This is a genomic window from Erythrobacter sp. HI0063 (assembly GCF_001635685.1).
Classification (GTDB): Bacteria; Pseudomonadota; Alphaproteobacteria; order Sphingomonadales; family Sphingomonadaceae; genus Qipengyuania.
Window position 1 is genome coordinate 13,967 of sequence record NZ_LWFF01000108.1, and the last position, 15,951, is coordinate 29,917.

The following is a 15,951-nucleotide window of genomic DNA, read 5'->3' on the forward strand; positions in this document are numbered from 1 at the left end:
CGGTACCATAACGTCAACGAATTGCGTGGGGCGCACCGCGCCAGCGCGCTGTCTGCTGGGCCGGGCAAAGTGCGATCGCGGCACAAAAAAACCCGGCAGCCGTCATCGGCTGCCGGGAGTTGGAATGCGGTTTCAAGCACCGAAGAGAGAGAGAGAGAATCCGGTGTAGCACCGCCCCTCAGTTGAACCGTGCGCTCACTCGTAATCCGTAGGTGACGGGTCGTGCGGCGTTACGCACGATGACGTCCTGCGTCGCATAGGCGTTCGTCCAATAATACTCGTTGGTCACGTTGCGGCCATAGGCGGCGATGGTCCAACGCCCGTCGGCCGTCGTTACACCGGCGCGCAGATCGATCACCGTAAACGGTTTGATACGCGCGAATGCGGGTGTGGAGATCGCCGAATTGGTCTCGCTGTTGTAAACGAAGTTCGCGCCGACGAAGGGTTCGAAATTGCCGATGTCGTAGAACCGATATTCGGCATCGCCCGAAATCTGCCATTTCGGTGTGTAGGGTATCGGCTGGCCGCGGAAATCCTGCGAGACGCGTGCATCGTTCAGTCCCGTGAACTCCAGGATTTTGGTGTCCAGATAGGTGCCCGATGCCGAAAGGGTCAGTCCGGTGACGGGCGCGACCTGCAGTTGCAGTTCAGCCCCTGCGATCCTCGAGCTTGGCACGTTGACCAGTCGTTCGATCACCTGGAACACCGGCACGAGGATGTTTCCGCGCACTTGCTTGTCCTGGTAGTCGTAATAGAACGCCGCTCCGTTCAGTTGGACGCGCCGGTCGGCCAGAGTCAGCTTGAAGCCGGCTTCGTAAGCCAGGATCGATTCTTGCGTCACCGGCAGCAACTGCGTGAAGGTGGATGCCGAAAGGATTGGATAGCTGCCCGATTTAAAACCTTTCGTCACGTTGGCGTAAAGCAGTGCGTCCGCCGACGGCTCCACGGTCACACCAGCGCGCCATGACAGGTTGTCTTCCTCCAGGCGGTCGAAGAACTCACCGGGCTTCTGGTTGGCCAGAAGGGTCACGCACTCACCCGGAACGATCGGCGTCGTCGGGCTGCCCGAAAGGATCGTCGAAAGCTGTGTCAATCCGGCCGAAAGTCCGGCATCGCCACGGGTACAGCCGTTATACCGACGGGCGCTGTTCGTGTACCGCAAACCACCGGTCAGCGTCACGATCGAGCCGAGCGTCAGATCGGCGTTACCGAAGAAAGAGAACTCGTCGATATCCAGATCGAAGGTTTGCGTCACTATGCTGAACGGTCGGCCGAGGATGATTCCGTTCGTCGCATCCGCGACGGTCAAGGTGTTGACGGATGATGCCTGGGCGGTGAAAATGTTTGTGCCAAGCACCCAGTTCAAGCGATCGCCGACGCCGGTCAGACGAAGCTCCTGAGAAAAGTCGTCGATGCTGCCGAGCGACTCGAGCAGATCCAGGATCCTGAGCGAAGTGCCGTCGCGGTCGTAAGAATAGTCTTCGCGATAGCGATCGACGGACGTCAGCGAGGTGAAGGTGACGCTATCGCTCATGTCGAAATCGCCACGCAGGGAGACTTGCAGGTAATTGTCGTCCCGCTCCCGCGGAAAATCGCCCCAACTGGACGCGCGCGCCTCCTCCGGCGCCAGCGGGACGGCGAGTAGAGCGTTGGCGCGCTGCTGGGCTGCGGCCGACGCGGTGGTCTGAAAGCGGAAGCCGGTGATTTGCGTGCCGGGCGTATCCGACTTGTCGCGCCAGCCCGAAGCGGACAGAAGCACGTTGACGCCGCTCGACGGCTGCCAGCCGATCTGCGCGCGGCCTTCGAGAAAGTCCTGCGAGCCGTGCGTATCGCTAGGATTGCGGTAATCGTACTGCCAGTCCGACATCTGCAGCGTGCGGACCGAGACTCGGCCGGCCAGCGTGTCGCCTAGCGGCACGTTCACGAAGCCGCTGACCACGGTTTCGTCGAACCGCCCATAGGACGCGTCGAATCCCGCCTCGAAGCGATCGACGGGCTTGGCGACGATGTAGTTGATCGCGCCCCCGGTCGAGTTCTGGCCAAACAGGATGCCCTGCGGCCCCTTTAATACCTCGACTCGCTCGAGATCGAAGGTGTTGCCGCGCGCCATGGAGAGGAAGGGCACCGGAGCCTGATCGTTATACACGCTGACGGTGGGACTTGCGCCCAGCGTGTATTCGTTGAACCCGACTCCGCGCAGCGTCAGGATCGGCGACGCGTTGAGGCTGGGCGTAAATGTCAGGCCGGGCACGAGCTTGGGCAGGTCTGCGACGTTCTGCACGCCGGTCTGCGCCAGCGTCTCCCCGGTGGCGAGACTGATCGAAAGAGGCACGTCGTTGACCGCCTGATCGCGCTTCTGCGCGGTCACGATGATGACATCGATCCCCGGCTGCGCCCCACTGTCCGGCTGGGCCTCGGTGGCAGGTTCAATCGCCTGCGCGCTCGCGGCCGAAGCCAGAATGGAACCACTGGCGAGCAGGATCGCCGAAACCGTCACACGTGCCTTCATTTTCACCTCCCGCTTTTATTATCGATGAACGATGTTCTTTTTTGAACACTTGGTCAAATGAAATCAGACCGACGCGTCGGTTAAAGGTGTCCGGCTTCCTTCAGATGCCGCAGCAAGTCCCCCATTGGCCCCGGCTTGACCGGCTGTGCAGTCGAGAGATCGGTGATCGCGCTCCATTTCGCGGCGATGTCCTCCGGCGCGACGTCGCTGGCCGGGTCGAACTGCACGCCGTGCGTTTCGAACATCTTCAGCGCGCTGTAATGGCCTGCTACCGCCGAGACGATCAGTCCGGTTTCCGCGCAGCCTTCGCTGCACAGATAGGCAAGCGCTGGGGAGACGAGCGCGGGGTTCATCAGGTCCGCTAGCGCGCCCAACTCCATCGTTTCGGTCATGCGGGTCCGGGCCCCTGGCGCGATGCAGTTGACCGTGATGCCTTTGCGCGCACCCTCGATCGCAAGGCAATTCATCAGTCCGACCAGCCCCATCTTCGCCGCGCCGTAATTGGCTTGGCCGAAATTGCCATTTGTTCCCGCCGCCGACGTCGTAAAAACGATTCGGCCATATTGCCGCTCCAACATGTGCGCCCAGGCAGCGTGCGTAACTTGGAATGCGCCGATCAAATGGACGTCGACGACCTTGGCGAAATCGTCCGCGGTCATCTTGGCGAAGGACTTGTCGCGCAGGATACCTGCATTGTTAACAAGGATATCCAGCTTCCCGAATTGCTTGATCGCCACGTCGATCATGGCCTTTGCGCCAGACGGATCGGACACGCTGTTGCGATCCGCGATCGCAACGCCGCCAGCGGCTCGAATCTCTTCGACCACCTGATCAGCGGCGCTGGAACCGCCGCCTTCGCCGTCCATTGCCCCGCCTAGATCGTTAACCACCACGTGCGCTCCCGACCGCGCCAGCAGCAGCGCATGTTCGCGGCCTAATCCGCCACCGGCGCCGGTGACGAGAGCGACGCGCCCCGTGAGATCGATACCCATTTTTCAAAACTCCGCCTTGCAACCAGATCACGAGCCTCCTAACGCCTCCAAGATTGTTTGAACAGTTGTTCAGGAGATAAAAATTGAGTGAGGCCTATATGATCGCCGCCGTCCGCACCGCAGGCGGTCGCCGCAAAGGCAAACTGGCGAGCGTGCATCCCGCAGACCTCGGATCGAGCGCGATCGATGGCGTGCTCGATCGAGCGGGGATCGATCCTGCGCTGGTCGAGGATGTCATCATGGGCTGCGTCGATCAGATCGGCGAGCAGAGCATGAACATCGCCCGGCAAGCCGTACTGACTTCGAAACTGCCGCAATCGACACCGGCCACCACAGTCGATCGCCAGTGCGGCTCCTCACAGCAGGCGCTGCATTTTGCCGCCGCGACCGTCATGTCCGGGCAGATGGACATCGTCATTGCTGCGGGTACCGAAAGCATGACGCGCGTGCCACTGATGGCCAACCATCTCGTCGGCAAGGAGGCGGGCCTGGGCGGCCCCTACTCCCCAGCCCTGAAGGAAATCTATCCGGGTGAAGATTTCAGCCAGTTCGAAAGCGCAGAGCAGATCGCTCGCGATCACGACCTCTCGAAGGAAGAGCTCGACCGCTTCGCGCTGGAAAGCCATCGCCGTGCTACCGCGGCGCAGGACCGCGGCGACTTCGAGGATGAAATCGTGCCGGTCAAAGTTACCGTAGACGGTGAGACAGTCTTGCACACGGCAGATGAAGGCGTCAGGCGCGACGCTTCCCTAGAAGGCATCGCCGGTGTTTCCCCGATCCTAGAAGGCGGGCGCCTTACCGCCGCTTCGGCCAGCCAGATTTGCGACGGCGCCAGCGCCGTGCTTGTCGCCAGCGCGGCGGCGGTCGAGCGACACGGCCTCACTCCGATCGCACGCATCCACTCGATGACGGTGACTGCCGGAAACCCCGCAAACATGCTGGAAGAACCGCTCTTCGCGACCGACAAGGCGCTGAACCGGGCAGGCCTGAAGATCGAGGATATCGACCTGTACGAAGTCAACGAAGCCTTCGCCTCCGTCCCGGTTGCCTGGTTGAAGCATGTCGGCGCCGACCCGGATAAGTTGAACGTCAATGGCGGCGCGATCGCACTAGGCCATCCGCTGGGTGCCAGCGGCACCAAGCTGATGGCCACGCTCGTCCATGCGCTGCGCAAGCGCGGCCTGCGCTACGGCCTCCAGACGATGTGCGAGGGTGGCGGCCAAGCCAATGTCACCATCGTAGAAGCACTTTAATCGCGATCAGTCGAAGTACAGAAAAACGAGTTCGGCGACGAGGGCGGGCTTGTCCTCGTCGGCGATCTCCATCGTCGCGTCAGCCGTGACCCGGATGCCACCGGACGCCTCTTCGACTTGCTTGATCCCAAGCGCCAGGCGAACCTTGGATCCGACAGGCACCGGAGCGAGAAATCGCAGTTTGTTGGCTCCCACGTTCAGAACGCGCGAAGCTTCCACCTCGAGGATCTCAGGCATCAGGGAGGCGATCAACGACAGGGTGAGATATCCGTGCGCTATGGTTTTCCCACCCGGCCCTTCCTGTGCTGCGCGCACCGGATCGGTGTGGATCCACTGATAATCGCCCGTCGTCCGCGCAAATGCATCGATCGTCGCCTGATCGATGACCATCCAATCGCTCGCCCCGATGACGTGGCCGATCTGCGTTGCGAGTGCCTTTGCGTTCTCGAACCTTCGCATTATGTCCCCCTTGCTGCCAACATGGCCCTACCAACTTTGAACAGGTGTTGAAAAGTGAAAAAAAGGGAGCGCAAATCCGCTGCTGCAACGCGCGACCTGCTGCTCGATGCTGCGACCTCGTTGATGGCGGAGCGCCGTTCCCCGGACATCTCGCTGGCCGATATCGCGGAGCGCACCGGAATGAGCCGGGCACTGGTGATCTATTATTTCGGCAGCAAGGAGGGCATGCTACTGGCCGTGCTAGACCTTGGCGTGTCGCAGGCCGTGGCCGGGCTCGCCGAGCTCGCCGTGGCTGACCTTCCCGTGAAGACCAAGCTGCGGATGCACATATCCGGGCTGGTGCGAACCTATATCCAGGTCCCCTACGCCAACCAGCTGCTGCAGCTCATGATGCTGCCCGACAATCCGGGGCGCGCGCACAAGGTGGCCGAAATCTACGTTCGCCCGCTCTCCGAATTCTATCAGTCGATCATCGAACAGGGCGCGCGAGAAGGGGTTTTTCGCGTGGTCGATGCGAGATTGTTCTATTTCATGCTGGTGGGCGCGACCGAACATTTTACGGCGAGCGGGCTCGTGATGAGCGACATCTTCGGCGAACCCGGCATCACCGAGGTGCTGCAGCGCCGCTACGAGGCATTTCTCTACGAAACCGCACTGGGCGTGCTGGCACCGGGGGAGCGGGACTGACGCCGCTATCGGTCCGGTGCGGTCACCGCCGTGGCCGTCGCCACCAATTTTCCCTCTACCGTCGCGCTGGCCGAAAGATGGCAAGCGCGCTTCGCCGGACGATCGATCTGCGCGCAAGCCACGACCCCGCGATGTGCGGCCGGGCTGAGATAACGCAGGGATATGGTCCGGACGAACTGGTCATCGGGCGCCGTTCGCTGGGCCGCCTCGAACAGCGCGATCGCGACCGCGCCGCCATGCACGATCGGCCCCGCCTCCCAGCCGATGACCGCGTCGCTCCCAACCATCGACACCTTACAGGGCCCTGCCTCTCGCAGACCGATCGTTTCGCGAAATGGGCCGCGATATCCGTCGGGGCTGAAGCGACCGGCATGTTCGGGATCGCCCGGCTCGCCCGATGGAAATCTGCCTAGCAGGAAATTGCCCCCGCCATGCATGACGATGCCCCTTGCGTCGCGGAGTTCGATTCTGGCCGTAGCCAAATCGCCAACCGCGCCGACATAGTTCGCTCGGGCAACACATTCGCCCTCGATCTCGCGTCGTAGTGCACAGAACCACAGATCCAGGGTCGCAATACCACGGTCGGCGGGCACACTTTTACCGATCGAGAGGCTGAGGCAATCGTCCATCAGACCGATCCCGGCGAGCGGGTCGATTGCCGAGCCACCCGGCATCGCCAGGCGCGCCAGCGGACGAATGCGCATCTGCGCGATATCGCCGTCGACCGCGATCTCGGCTCCGAGCGTCCGTATGAATGGCGACGCCTCCTGCCAGAAGAGCCGCTTTGCTAATTGGTCGGGGGGCAGCAGGCCGGTCAAAGCCGCCATCCCTCGCGTGCATAGGCGGCGTTGATCGGCGCGACATCCTCGCGCAAGGTCCAGTCTGCGCCGACATCGCTCGATATGTGGAAGGCGTAAGGCTTCGCTTCTGGCATGGCGCGCAGATGGGCGGCGTAAGCGTCCAGCGTCGCTTCGCGCGGGTCGCCATCGCTGTAGCGTACGCGCCATCCGATGAAGGGCGGCAGCACTGAGAGGCCTGCGTAGTGGAACGTGCCGCTATGCAGATGCCAGAGGCTGGCTTCCATGTTGCCAAGCAAGCCGCCCGGCCCCGCCATTTCGGGATAGCAGCCGGTCGTGAAGGCCAGCATTGCGCTGCGTGGTTTCAGTCCGCCATGCTCCAGCCGCAGGCCCGCGCCATAGACGAGGCCGTTGACGAATACCCGGTCGATCCACCCCTTCAGGATGGCTGGCACCGACCACCACCATAGCGGAAATTGCAGGATCAGATGATCGCACCAGAACAGGCGGTCGATTTCCTGCCGGATGTCCGGCGCGAAGGCACCCTCCCGAACCGCGTGCTTCTGCTCGCGATCATACTGCAGCCGGTCGGGAAAGCGGCGTTCCTGGAAATCATCGCCGCGCGCGACGGGATCGAACTGCATCGCGTAAAGGTCGGACACGACGACCTCATGGCCTTCTGCCCGCAAGACCTCGACCGACCGATCGCGCATCGCTGCGCCCAGCGAATTCGGTTCGGGATTGGCATAGACGATGAAGATGCGCATCAACCAATTCCTCGGTCGCGTTCGCGCCAGAAAGGTTCGCGCAGGACATTCTTCTGCAGCTTTCCGGTACCCGTGTAGGGCAGCTCCTCGCGGAACTCGACCGAGACGGGGCATTTGTAACCGGCGATATGCTGCTTGCAGTGTTCGCGAAGCGTGCGCGGATCCGCCGTGCTGCCCGGATGCGGGACCACCACGGCATGGACCTGCTCACCCCACTTTTCACTGGGAATGCCGATGACCGCGCAAGCGGCGACAGCCGGATGCTTGGCCAGCGCGTTCTCGACCTCGGCAGAATAGACATTCTCTCCCCCGCTGACGATCATGTCTTTGCGGCGATCGACTAGGAACAGGAATCCGTCCTCGTCGACATAACCCATGTCGCCCGAACGCATCCAGCCGTCAGTCAGAACCTCGGCGCTCGCTTCGGGCTGGTTCCAGTATCCCGCCATTACGATCGGGCCGCTGCACGTCACCTCGCCCACTTCCCCGATCGCGGCTTCGGATCCGTCCTCGCGCCGCAGGCGCAGGGTCACGCCCACCGCCGGGCGCCCGGCCGAGCGCAGTCGCCCGGTTTGCGCCAGGTCCATATCGCGATGCACCCAGGCGGGAAGGACGGTGTAGGGGCCGCTCGTCTCGGTCATGCCATAGCCCTGCACGAGGCTGACATGCGGCAGTCGCTTGATGATGCTGCGCAGCAGCGTCTCGTCGATCGGCGCGCCGCCATATTGAATGAGGCGCAGTTTCGCGAGCGCACCGGTGATGTCTTCCTCGTAGGCGATAAGGCGCTGAAGCATGACGGGCACCAGCAGGGTGTAGGTCGCACCCTCCCGCTCGGCGACGTCGATGAAGGCGCGCTCTTCGAAAGTGCGCAGGAAGGTGCATGTCGCGCCGCGAAAATAGGCCCGCATAGCCACGCACATGCCGGCAAGATGGAACAACGGCGCCACCGCCAACACGACGTCGTCGGCATCGACCGGAATCTCGAGCAGATTGATGAGTGTGTTGTTCGCAAGCATGGTGTGCGACAGCATCACCCCTTTGGGAAAGCCGGTCGTCCCGCCAGTGTAGAACACGCCCGCCAGGTCGGCGCCTTCACGATGGACGCACGGCGCGGGCGCATGGCGGTCTATCAGGCTTTCATACGTGGCCTCCGCCCCCTCATCCCATCCGCCTACGGCGATCACGGTGGCGAGCGAGGCGGAACGGCCCTTCAGGTCCGGAACCAGATGCGCAAAACCGGAGTCGACGATGATTATGCGCGTATCGCAATCGTCTAGGGAGAAGGCGATTTCGGCAGCGCTCCACCGGATATTGATCAGGTTGATCGCCGCGCCCGACCACCAAGTCGCCAGCATGGATTCCAGGTAATAGTCGCTATTGTCCGCTAGGATGCCGACGCGATCGCCCGCCGCGACGCCCAGCTCGGCCAAGGCCGCCGCCAGTCGCGCCACGCGATCTTGCAGATCGCGCCAACTCGTCCGCCGCCCTTCGAAAGATGTCGCGATTGCATCCGCGCTGTACCGCGCGTGATGCATCAACGGTTGTACCAATTCCCAATCCATCGAGCCTCTCCCATCATATCGGGCTCGATGTTAGTCCGACGAGTCGGACTATTCAACCGAAAGCTTAGACGTTCAGATATCCGTCCAAAAACAACCGTCCGATACGATCGCACAGCATGTCGGGCGACAGCCGCCCTGCCGGATCGTACCAAAGGTCGGTCCAGTTCAGCATGCCGAGCAGCAGCAGCGACCGCGTTTTGACCTCGTCCCGTGGAAGGTCGGGACGGAGCGACGCCAGAATCTGCGCCGTGGCTTCGATCACGTCTCGCTCGAGCTGGATCAGCGGCTCGCGCTTCTCCTCGGGCAGATACTTCACATCGTTCATCGCGCTGACGTGGCGCTGGCGCGATGCGTTGGATTTTTGCACGTAGAGCACGATAAACTTCCGGAACTTTTCTTCCGGCTCCAGATCGCTCGACCCGACGTCCTCGATATCCGAGAGAAGCTGATCGAGATGCTCGGTCAGCATGGCGCTGAGCAGGTCGTCCTTGCTCGAAAAGTAGTGATACAGCATCGACTTCGTCGCCCCGCAAGCGGTGGCGACAGCCTGCAGTTTCGCATTCGCATAACCGACCTCGGAAAACAGGGCGGCCGCCTTATCCATGATGGTCTTGGCTTTTTCGTCGTAATCCTTTGCACGGACGCGGGGCATAGGCGTTCTTTAATCCATAACTATCTGATTTACGCTTCGCATTGCCACACCAAGTTCCACATAGCCACCCGTCGCCGGCGAGACATCAATTAATTGCTAGACCGACGCGTCGGTCTGCTATATTTCCCGCACTGACAAAGCATCAAAAGATGCATCATCAAGGGAGAGAAAACACCATGAAAATGAACGCCTCTTGGCTGGCTGGTTGCGCCGGAATCGCATTCCTCAACACGCCCGTTGCCGCTCAGGAATCTGCTAGAGCACAAACTGGTGACGAAGCCGCGCTTGAAGAAGACGCACCTGCTCCCACGGCGAGCCCGCGCGGCGGCGTCGAAGCGCTGACCGGAGAAATCGTCGTCACCGCCCGCAAGCGCGGCGAAGAACGGATTCAGGACGTGGCAATCGCCGCGACGGCCTTTGGTCCCGAACAGCTCGAGGCCCAGAACTTCCGCGACCTGACCTCGATCAGTTTCTCGGTCCCGAACGTTCAGCTTGAAAGTCTCGGGTCGGTGAAGGGCGTGGCGAGCTTTTCGATCAGAGGGCTAGGCATCAACAGCTCGATCCCTTCTATCGACCCGACCGTGGGCGTCTTTGTAGACGGCGTGTACCTCGGCATCACGTCCGGTGTCATTCTCGATAATTTCGATATTGCGGGGCTTGAGGTGCTGCGTGGACCACAGGGGGTGCTGTTCGGCCGCAACGTGACGGGCGGCGCCGTCTTGCTGCGTACGACCGAGCCCACGGACACATTCACCATGAACTTGCACGCGGGTGTTGAAACCGGAACCCGCTACACCGTTGACGGCGTGATTACCGGGCCCCTGGTCGACAGGCTTCTGAGCGGCAAGGTCGCGGCCTATTACTCTAAGGACGAAGGCTGGTTCGACGATAATCGCGCTGGCCCGAATCTCGGAAAATCGGAAGCCCTGATCCTGCGCGGTGCGCTCAAGCTTACGACCGGCGCTTTCGAAGCGATCCTGCGCTACGATCATAATGAGGGGGATGGCGATGGCCCCGTTCCTCAGAACCACGCGATTTATTCCCGCAATTCCTACGACTATGCGAGCGGTTACGCGGGGTTTTTCGAGTACGAGGCGGACCAGGTCACCCTGGAGGCCAATCTCGACGTGGGTTTCGGGGACGGAACAATCACCTCGATCACGGGCTATCGGCGCTTCGAAGGCATCTCGTCCAGCAATGTCGACGGCACGTTTCGCCGCCCGGGCATTTCGGACGGGATCGATTTCGGGCCGGGCGCGGCCTTCAATCTGGACACGAACACCCTTCAGGACCAGTTGAGCCAGGAATTGCGCTATGCCGGTACCTTCGGGCGCCTCGAACTGACCACCGGCCTCTATTACTTCACGCAGGACCTGACCTACGTCGAACGCCGCCTGATCGACACCAATCTTCTGGTGCCTGGCGCAAGCGTGCCCGTCGGCGGCGGGATCGGCGATTTCTCTGCGCTGGGCGCTTTCGCAGCGATCGACTACGGCCTGACCTATACGCTGACGGTGAACGCCGGTCTTCGCTACACCAAGGAAGACAAGAAGGCCGATATCTCACGCATCCGACCGGTCGGCAATGCGATCGACGGCAGGGTCGGCGGCATCTTCGAGACACGGGAACTGGCTTTCACGGATACCGGCTACGACCTCTCCTTCGACAACTGGTCGCCCAAGATCGGGCTGGATTGGGAGCCCACGCCCAATATCCTCGTTTATGGGTTCTGGACACGGGGCTATCGCAGCGGCGGGATCAATTTGCGCAACACCGCTCTCGGCATCACTCCGCGTCCGTTCGGGCAGGAAGAGCAATCGACTTTCGAAATCGGCGGAAAGTTTGACCTGTTCGATCGCCGTCTCAGGATCAATGGGGCGCTCTTCACCAACGATATCAAGAACCTCCAACGTGAACAGATCACCGCCGACCCAATTTCTGGCGTCCAGCAGATCATTGCCAATGCGGGGGACGCAAGAATTCGTGGCTTCGAGGTCGAGGCCAATCTGCGCCTCGCCGACAATCTGCTTCTATCTGGCCAAGTCGGACATCTCGATGGGGAATATACGACCGTAATCGCGGATATTACCGGGGATGGCCTGGTCGACCGCACCGACCTTGCTCTGAAAATTCCTCGCCTCGCACCATGGACCTACGGCGCTACTCTTACGCACGACCTCGACCTCCCGGGCTTCGCGCTGGTTACGTCGCGCTTCAGTTGGAACCACCGCGACGCCAACTTCTTTTCAGACAACAATCGCGGGTTTTTCGATGCGACTGATATCTTGGATCTAAATATCACCCTGCGTCCCGATGCGTCGGATCTTTCTGTAACGTTTTACGGCACGAACCTAACCAACGAAACGACATATGGAAGTGACACTCTGTTACCCGACATCCCCCAATTCGGCGGCGATGGCGCGGGGGCGCGCCCCAGTCCTACCTACTCTCCGCTTAACCGCGGCAGGGTGTTAGGAGTGGAGATGCGCTATCGTTATTAGTTTAGCGAGGTCAATTTCAGACAGGCAACGACTTGCTATGGAAAGAAGAAACGTAGTCATCGTCGGCTCCGGCCATGGCGGAGCGCAAGCAGCTATCTACTTACGACAGAACGGGTTCGAGGGCTCCATTCTGATGATAAGCAATGATAGCGAATTGCCTTACGAGCGCCCTCCTCTTTCTAAAGAATACTTTTCTGGCAACAAGCCTTTCGAACGGATTCTGATCCGCCCCGAAAAGTTCTGGAATGACAAGAAAATCGAGCGTCTTCTCGATACCGAGGTTGTCGCCATCGAATCCTCGAAGCATGAACTTTCGCTAAGCAACGGCGACTCGATCCGGTACGACAAGCTCATCTGGGCTGCTGGCGGCGCGCCGCGATCGCTGACCTGCTCGGGTTCGGATTTGAAAGGTGTCTATGCGATACGTACTCGCAACGATATCGACAACCTAGTCGGGGCGATCGACCGTGGCGCAAGGAAGGCTGTCGTTATAGGCGGCGGCTTCATCGGGCTCGAGATGGCGGCGGTACTACGAAAACTCGACTGCGAGGTCACCCTATTAGAAGCGCAATCCCGCATTCTTGCGCGAGTGGCGGGAGAGGAAATCAGCGCATTCTATGAGACCGAACATCGCACACGAGGTGTCGATCTGCGGCTCGAAACCCAAGTCGATTCTATCGAAGGGGAGCGTGGCCGGGTCGCTCGCGTCCGACTTCATGATGGCTCCGCACTTGAAGCAGATGTGGTGATTGTTGGGATCGGCATCGTTGCGTCGGTCGAACCACTTCGCCGGGCCGGCGCAATCTGTTCGAACGGCGTCGAGGTGGATGGATCGTGCCGCACTTCGCTGAAGGATGTGTTCGCTATCGGCGACTGCGCTGCGCATCGCAGTCAGTGGGCGGAAAACGCTATCATTAGAATCGAGTCAGTCCAAAACGCTAATGAAATGGCGAGAGTGGCCGCACTGACTATCTGTGGCCGAGACCAAGACTATACTGCCCTTCCTTGGTTCTGGTCAAATCAGTATGACCTAAAGCTTCAAACCGCAGGTCTGTCCCTTGGTCATGATATGACAATACTTCGTGGCGATCCGGCCACTCGATCATTCTCAGTCATCTATCTGCGCGATGGAGAGGTAATTGCACTTGATTGCGTAAACGCGGTAAAAGACTTCGCTCAAGGTCGTTTTATTATATCGAATAAAATTAATCGTCATCCTTCCGCGATGGCCGATACTGGGACGGCGCTGAAAGATTTTAAAGATTCCTAGACAGCGCTCCTGTAGTATTGGCCTTTCCGCGATTAGACTGTGCTAACGAAATAATTTCCAATGGGCACCTTCTTTGAGACTCTGTTCGTCGGCAAAGATGCGCTAAAAAACGTGTGAGCTCAATTTCCGCAGGCGTAAGGTCCGCTAGTTGTTCGGACCTATCTTTTGCGCCGTTCGGGGCGAGGCGTTCGGACGTGTCACGATAGATTGTTGAATGTTGATCGAGCGTCAGATGGTTTATTGAACTCATGTGCGTCGCTTCGGAATCCCATCTGGCCGCGAGCCGCCGCGCCAAAATACGGGCGCGATCAGGATCACGGGTCTTCAAGGAAATACTTATAGGATTTTTTGCACTCGATCCGAAGGGCACCCGCCGGGGGAGGTGATAGTTCCGGCCGCGCAGCCAGACGAACGGGTAAAACGCCATCAGCGCATTACTCCGTTCGCCGAACCGGGTCCGATGTTACAGGCAGACACTCCCGAATGGTCAGCAACGCCCATCACCCGCTTGTGAACGAGTGTGTGTACGGGTTTATGAACAATTCGAGCCGTGCTCGAACCGAACTCGTCGAAAAGGCATAAAGCCAATGCTTTACGAGAGAAGTGGTGGCAGAAGAGGACTCGAACCGCTCTCAGAATGTCGCAAAACTGCGAGAATCTTGACCTTGGTTACTTAAGTGAGGCCCCCGTCGGTGCCCCCAGATTGCATTTTTACCAGAGGATTTGGGTCTCATCCTCAAAAAAGTCTAATGATTTCAATGCCCGTTCTTTACAGCAAATTTACGGGAATGACCAGCCATTTTGCCCCAACCGAGTGACTGAATGCAGGGGTTATCCGCGCGCCTTCGCCCACTCTTCCCAATAGCGCACTAGCTCATCTGGCAGGCTTTCTACAAACTCTTGGCCCAATGAATAATGAGGCATCGCCTCGGCAACCGCTTCGAGTAGCGCCGCTCCCTGCACCGTGTCCTTGCGCCGCTTGAGCGGGTTCCGCTTGGCCTGAGCGCCCAACCACAGTTTGTGGAGCGCGAACCAGCGGGGGTCAGGTGCAACGATGCGCGCCGGGCTGCCATCACGGCATGGGACGACCTGATCTACCCGCCGACCGGGCAAGAGCCATTCCTGTTCGGGTAGCGGAACTGGTCTTGGCCGATCCTTTCCGGCAAGCGTTTCGACACGCGATGGTGCTACCAGCAATTCGACTTCATAGGCCTTCGCGTTGCGCGCTTGGAATTCCCGCTCGGTATTAATCGTGAATGTCGGATCGACCGCTTTGAGCATGTCCCAAAGCTGCGTTCCGTCTTCCGGTTCGTCAGCCGTCCAGGCGAGATCGAAGTCCTCTGTTTCGTCAGGCACGTCGCGGAAAGTGCCCGCAGCTTCTAGCGCGTAGGCGGCCATCGCATTTGTCCCAACCACAAGCAGATGGCTGCCGAGAAGCGAGCGCTTGTCTGCCTCTCGAAGGATAGGGCCTGCGTCCGCCGAAAGGAGCGGCAAGCGCAACGCGCGGGCAATCCGGCTGCTCTCGCCAAGGGCATCCCGCGCTCCGTCACGGCGCTCCTTCAAAGCAGCCTTTGCAGCCTTGTATTCCTCAAGCTGGGATTGCTTATCATCGTCCCAAGCACCGAGACTTTTGCCGTTCCCGCTGCGGTCAAATATCTCATAGAGATACTCGTATTCGCCGACCTTCTTGCGCCTCAGGTCGTATGGCATCGCATAGAGCTCGCGGTCGGCCTCGATCCACGCGTCATAGCGCTGGCGCATATTGACGAGCGCGCGCTCCTGTTCGGCAGAGAAAGGTTGGATCACAGCCATCGCTGCGATTTATCCCACAATTTTCCAATTTTCAATAAACGCGGGATAAATGCGCTCGAACCGGGGCAACGTGTAAAGATTTTTGCGTTTTCTTTGCATGTGCGTATCGACGTGCAAAGCGAAAGCGCGACTGCTTGTCATATCGACTCGAGCTTCGATTCGCGCGGAAACCGGACTTCCGCTGCACCAGAACCGTAGATTCGGACCTGCATCGCCCGGGAGCGGACACCAGCGGGAAAAAATCTTTCAGTCCCAGACTGTCCACAGCGATCCAACATCGTCCACCCGCCATTGGGGAACGGCAATAGTTCTATATTTGTTCTTTCCTACAGCATTGCGATTCGCATAGCTTGTCCAGCGTCACCTAAGCCAAGGGTGGCGCTGAGTTGAACATCTGATCGCACGGTCCGTAACGGCAAATTGAAGGACAACCCATCGTCGTGGGGGAACACGGCTTCGGTGACAGAACCTTGAAGCAAAGGAGTCTGTCGTGCCGAATACTGAATTACTCACCTGCCATGAGGTCATGCGCCTGACTGGCATTCGCAGCCGGACAACGATCTGGCGACGCATCCGCCGGGGTGCCTTTCCTCATCCCATCGACATTGGCGGCGGACGTATCCGCTGGCGTTCCACTGACATCGAGGAGTGGATCGAGGCCCTCCCCCTGCGCAGCTATTGACCCCTCCA

General features: G+C 60.0%; 14 protein-coding genes. 5 read left to right on the forward strand and 9 right to left on the reverse strand.

Features of this window, described 5'->3' with window-relative positions; genetic code table 11:
• Positions 1-178 precede the first annotated feature (178 nt).
• Both A3736_RS04585 and A3736_RS04590 read right to left on the reverse strand, forming a co-directional pair.
• Positions 179-2,509, reverse strand: a complete 2,331-nt coding sequence (locus A3736_RS04585) for a TonB-dependent receptor (RefSeq protein ID WP_067679778.1) — start codon at positions 2,507-2,509, stop codon at positions 179-181.
• An 80-nt stretch (positions 2,510-2,589) separates the two neighbouring features.
• Positions 2,590-3,501 carry an SDR family NAD(P)-dependent oxidoreductase gene (locus A3736_RS04590; protein WP_067679780.1) on the reverse strand — a complete coding sequence of 304 codons (912 nt, stop codon included), beginning with the start codon at positions 3,499-3,501 and terminating at the stop codon, positions 2,590-2,592.
• A gap of 83 nt (positions 3,502-3,584) precedes the next feature.
• On the opposite strand from A3736_RS04590, the gene A3736_RS04595 reads away from it, so the two are divergent.
• The gene (locus A3736_RS04595; protein ID WP_197465494.1) at positions 3,585-4,754 is read left to right on the forward strand and encodes an acetyl-CoA C-acetyltransferase; all 1,170 of its coding nucleotides are present in this window, start codon (positions 3,585-3,587) and stop codon (positions 4,752-4,754) included.
• A gap of 6 nt (positions 4,755-4,760) precedes the next feature.
• Here A3736_RS04595 and A3736_RS04600 read toward each other — a convergent pair whose 3' ends face one another.
• Positions 4,761-5,213 (reverse strand): MaoC family dehydratase, encoded by a 453-nt coding sequence (locus A3736_RS04600; RefSeq protein WP_067679786.1) that lies wholly within the window; start codon positions 5,211-5,213, stop codon positions 4,761-4,763.
• Positions 5,214-5,267: 54 nt separating this feature from the next.
• Here A3736_RS04600 and A3736_RS04605 point away from each other — a divergent pair, with 54 nt between their 5' ends.
• Positions 5,268-5,900, forward strand: coding sequence for a TetR family transcriptional regulator (locus tag A3736_RS04605; protein ID WP_067679788.1), 633 nt, complete (start codon positions 5,268-5,270; stop codon positions 5,898-5,900).
• A gap of 5 nt (positions 5,901-5,905) precedes the next feature.
• Here the strand turns inward: A3736_RS04605 and A3736_RS04610 are convergent, their stop codons facing one another.
• The 4 genes from A3736_RS04610 to A3736_RS04625 all read right to left on the reverse strand — a co-directional run bounded on the left by A3736_RS04610 (position 5,906) and on the right by A3736_RS04625 (position 9,678).
• On the reverse strand, positions 5,906-6,727 hold the full coding sequence (locus A3736_RS04610; RefSeq protein ID WP_067679790.1) for a PaaI family thioesterase: 822 nt from the start codon (positions 6,725-6,727) through the stop codon (positions 5,906-5,908).
• Positions 6,715-7,464 carry an NAD(P)H-dependent oxidoreductase gene (locus A3736_RS04615; protein WP_067679792.1) on the reverse strand — a complete coding sequence of 250 codons (750 nt, stop codon included), beginning with the start codon at positions 7,462-7,464 and terminating at the stop codon, positions 6,715-6,717. Before A3736_RS04615 ends, A3736_RS04610 begins: the two co-directional genes overlap by 13 nt.
• Entirely contained in the window at positions 7,464-9,026 is a 1,563-nt protein-coding gene (locus A3736_RS04620; RefSeq protein WP_082851312.1) for a long-chain-fatty-acid--CoA ligase, read from the reverse strand. Before A3736_RS04620 ends, A3736_RS04615 begins: the two co-directional genes overlap by 1 nt.
• Before the next feature lie 64 nt (positions 9,027-9,090).
• Positions 9,091-9,678, reverse strand: coding sequence for a TetR/AcrR family transcriptional regulator (locus A3736_RS04625; RefSeq protein ID WP_067679798.1), 588 nt, complete (start codon positions 9,676-9,678; stop codon positions 9,091-9,093).
• Between the two features lie 41 nt (positions 9,679-9,719).
• Here A3736_RS04625 and A3736_RS04630 point away from each other — a divergent pair, with 41 nt between their 5' ends.
• A complete protein-coding gene (locus A3736_RS04630) occupies positions 9,720-12,179 on the forward strand; it encodes a TonB-dependent receptor (RefSeq protein ID WP_156501973.1) in 2,460 nt (819 codons plus the stop codon).
• A gap of 37 nt (positions 12,180-12,216) precedes the next feature.
• Positions 12,217-13,449 carry an NAD(P)/FAD-dependent oxidoreductase gene (locus A3736_RS04635; RefSeq protein ID WP_067679803.1) on the forward strand — a complete coding sequence of 411 codons (1,233 nt, stop codon included), beginning with the start codon at positions 12,217-12,219 and terminating at the stop codon, positions 13,447-13,449.
• Here the strand turns inward: A3736_RS04635 and A3736_RS18245 are convergent.
• Entirely contained in the window at positions 13,436-13,876 is a 441-nt protein-coding gene (locus A3736_RS18245) for a DUF6538 domain-containing protein (protein WP_369815423.1), read from the reverse strand. The genes A3736_RS04635 and A3736_RS18245 overlap by 14 nt on opposite strands.
• A 404-nt stretch (positions 13,877-14,280) precedes the next feature.
• Entirely contained in the window at positions 14,281-15,261 is a 981-nt protein-coding gene (locus A3736_RS04640; protein ID WP_067679804.1) for a GSU2403 family nucleotidyltransferase fold protein, read from the reverse strand.
• Positions 15,262-15,751: 490 nt separating this feature from the next.
• On the opposite strand from A3736_RS04640, the gene A3736_RS16610 reads away from it, so the two are divergent.
• Positions 15,752-15,943, forward strand: coding sequence for an AlpA family transcriptional regulator (locus A3736_RS16610; protein ID WP_087910441.1), 192 nt, complete (start codon positions 15,752-15,754; stop codon positions 15,941-15,943).
• Positions 15,944-15,951: the final 8 nt, after the last annotated feature.

What these genes read in the sequence shown, in the direction of transcription:
- A3736_RS04600 (WP_067679786.1), bottom strand. Translation starts at nt 5,213, where the DNA reads ATGCGAAGGTTCGAGAACGCAAAGGCACTCGCAACGCAGATCGGCCAC.
- A3736_RS04620 (WP_082851312.1), bottom strand. Translation starts at nt 9,026, where the DNA reads ATGGATTGGGAATTGGTACAACCGTTGATGCATCACGCGCGGTACAGC.
- A3736_RS04635 (WP_067679803.1), top strand. Translation starts at nt 12,217, where the DNA reads ATGGAAAGAAGAAACGTAGTCATCGTCGGCTCCGGCCATGGCGGAGCG.
- A3736_RS04615 (WP_067679792.1), bottom strand. Translation starts at nt 7,464, where the DNA reads ATGCGCATCTTCATCGTCTATGCCAATCCCGAACCGAATTCGCTGGGC.
- A3736_RS04610 (WP_067679790.1), bottom strand. Translation starts at nt 6,727, where the DNA reads ATGGCGGCTTTGACCGGCCTGCTGCCCCCCGACCAATTAGCAAAGCGG.
- A3736_RS18245 (WP_369815423.1), bottom strand. Translation starts at nt 13,876, where the DNA reads ATGGCGTTTTACCCGTTCGTCTGGCTGCGCGGCCGGAACTATCACCTC.
- A3736_RS04625 (WP_067679798.1), bottom strand. Translation starts at nt 9,678, where the DNA reads ATGCCCCGCGTCCGTGCAAAGGATTACGACGAAAAAGCCAAGACCATC.
- A3736_RS04585 (WP_067679778.1), bottom strand. Translation starts at nt 2,509, where the DNA reads ATGAAGGCACGTGTGACGGTTTCGGCGATCCTGCTCGCCAGTGGTTCC.
- A3736_RS04640 (WP_067679804.1), bottom strand. Translation starts at nt 15,261, where the DNA reads ATGGCTGTGATCCAACCTTTCTCTGCCGAACAGGAGCGCGCGCTCGTC.
- A3736_RS04590 (WP_067679780.1), bottom strand. Translation starts at nt 3,501, where the DNA reads ATGGGTATCGATCTCACGGGGCGCGTCGCTCTCGTCACCGGCGCCGGT.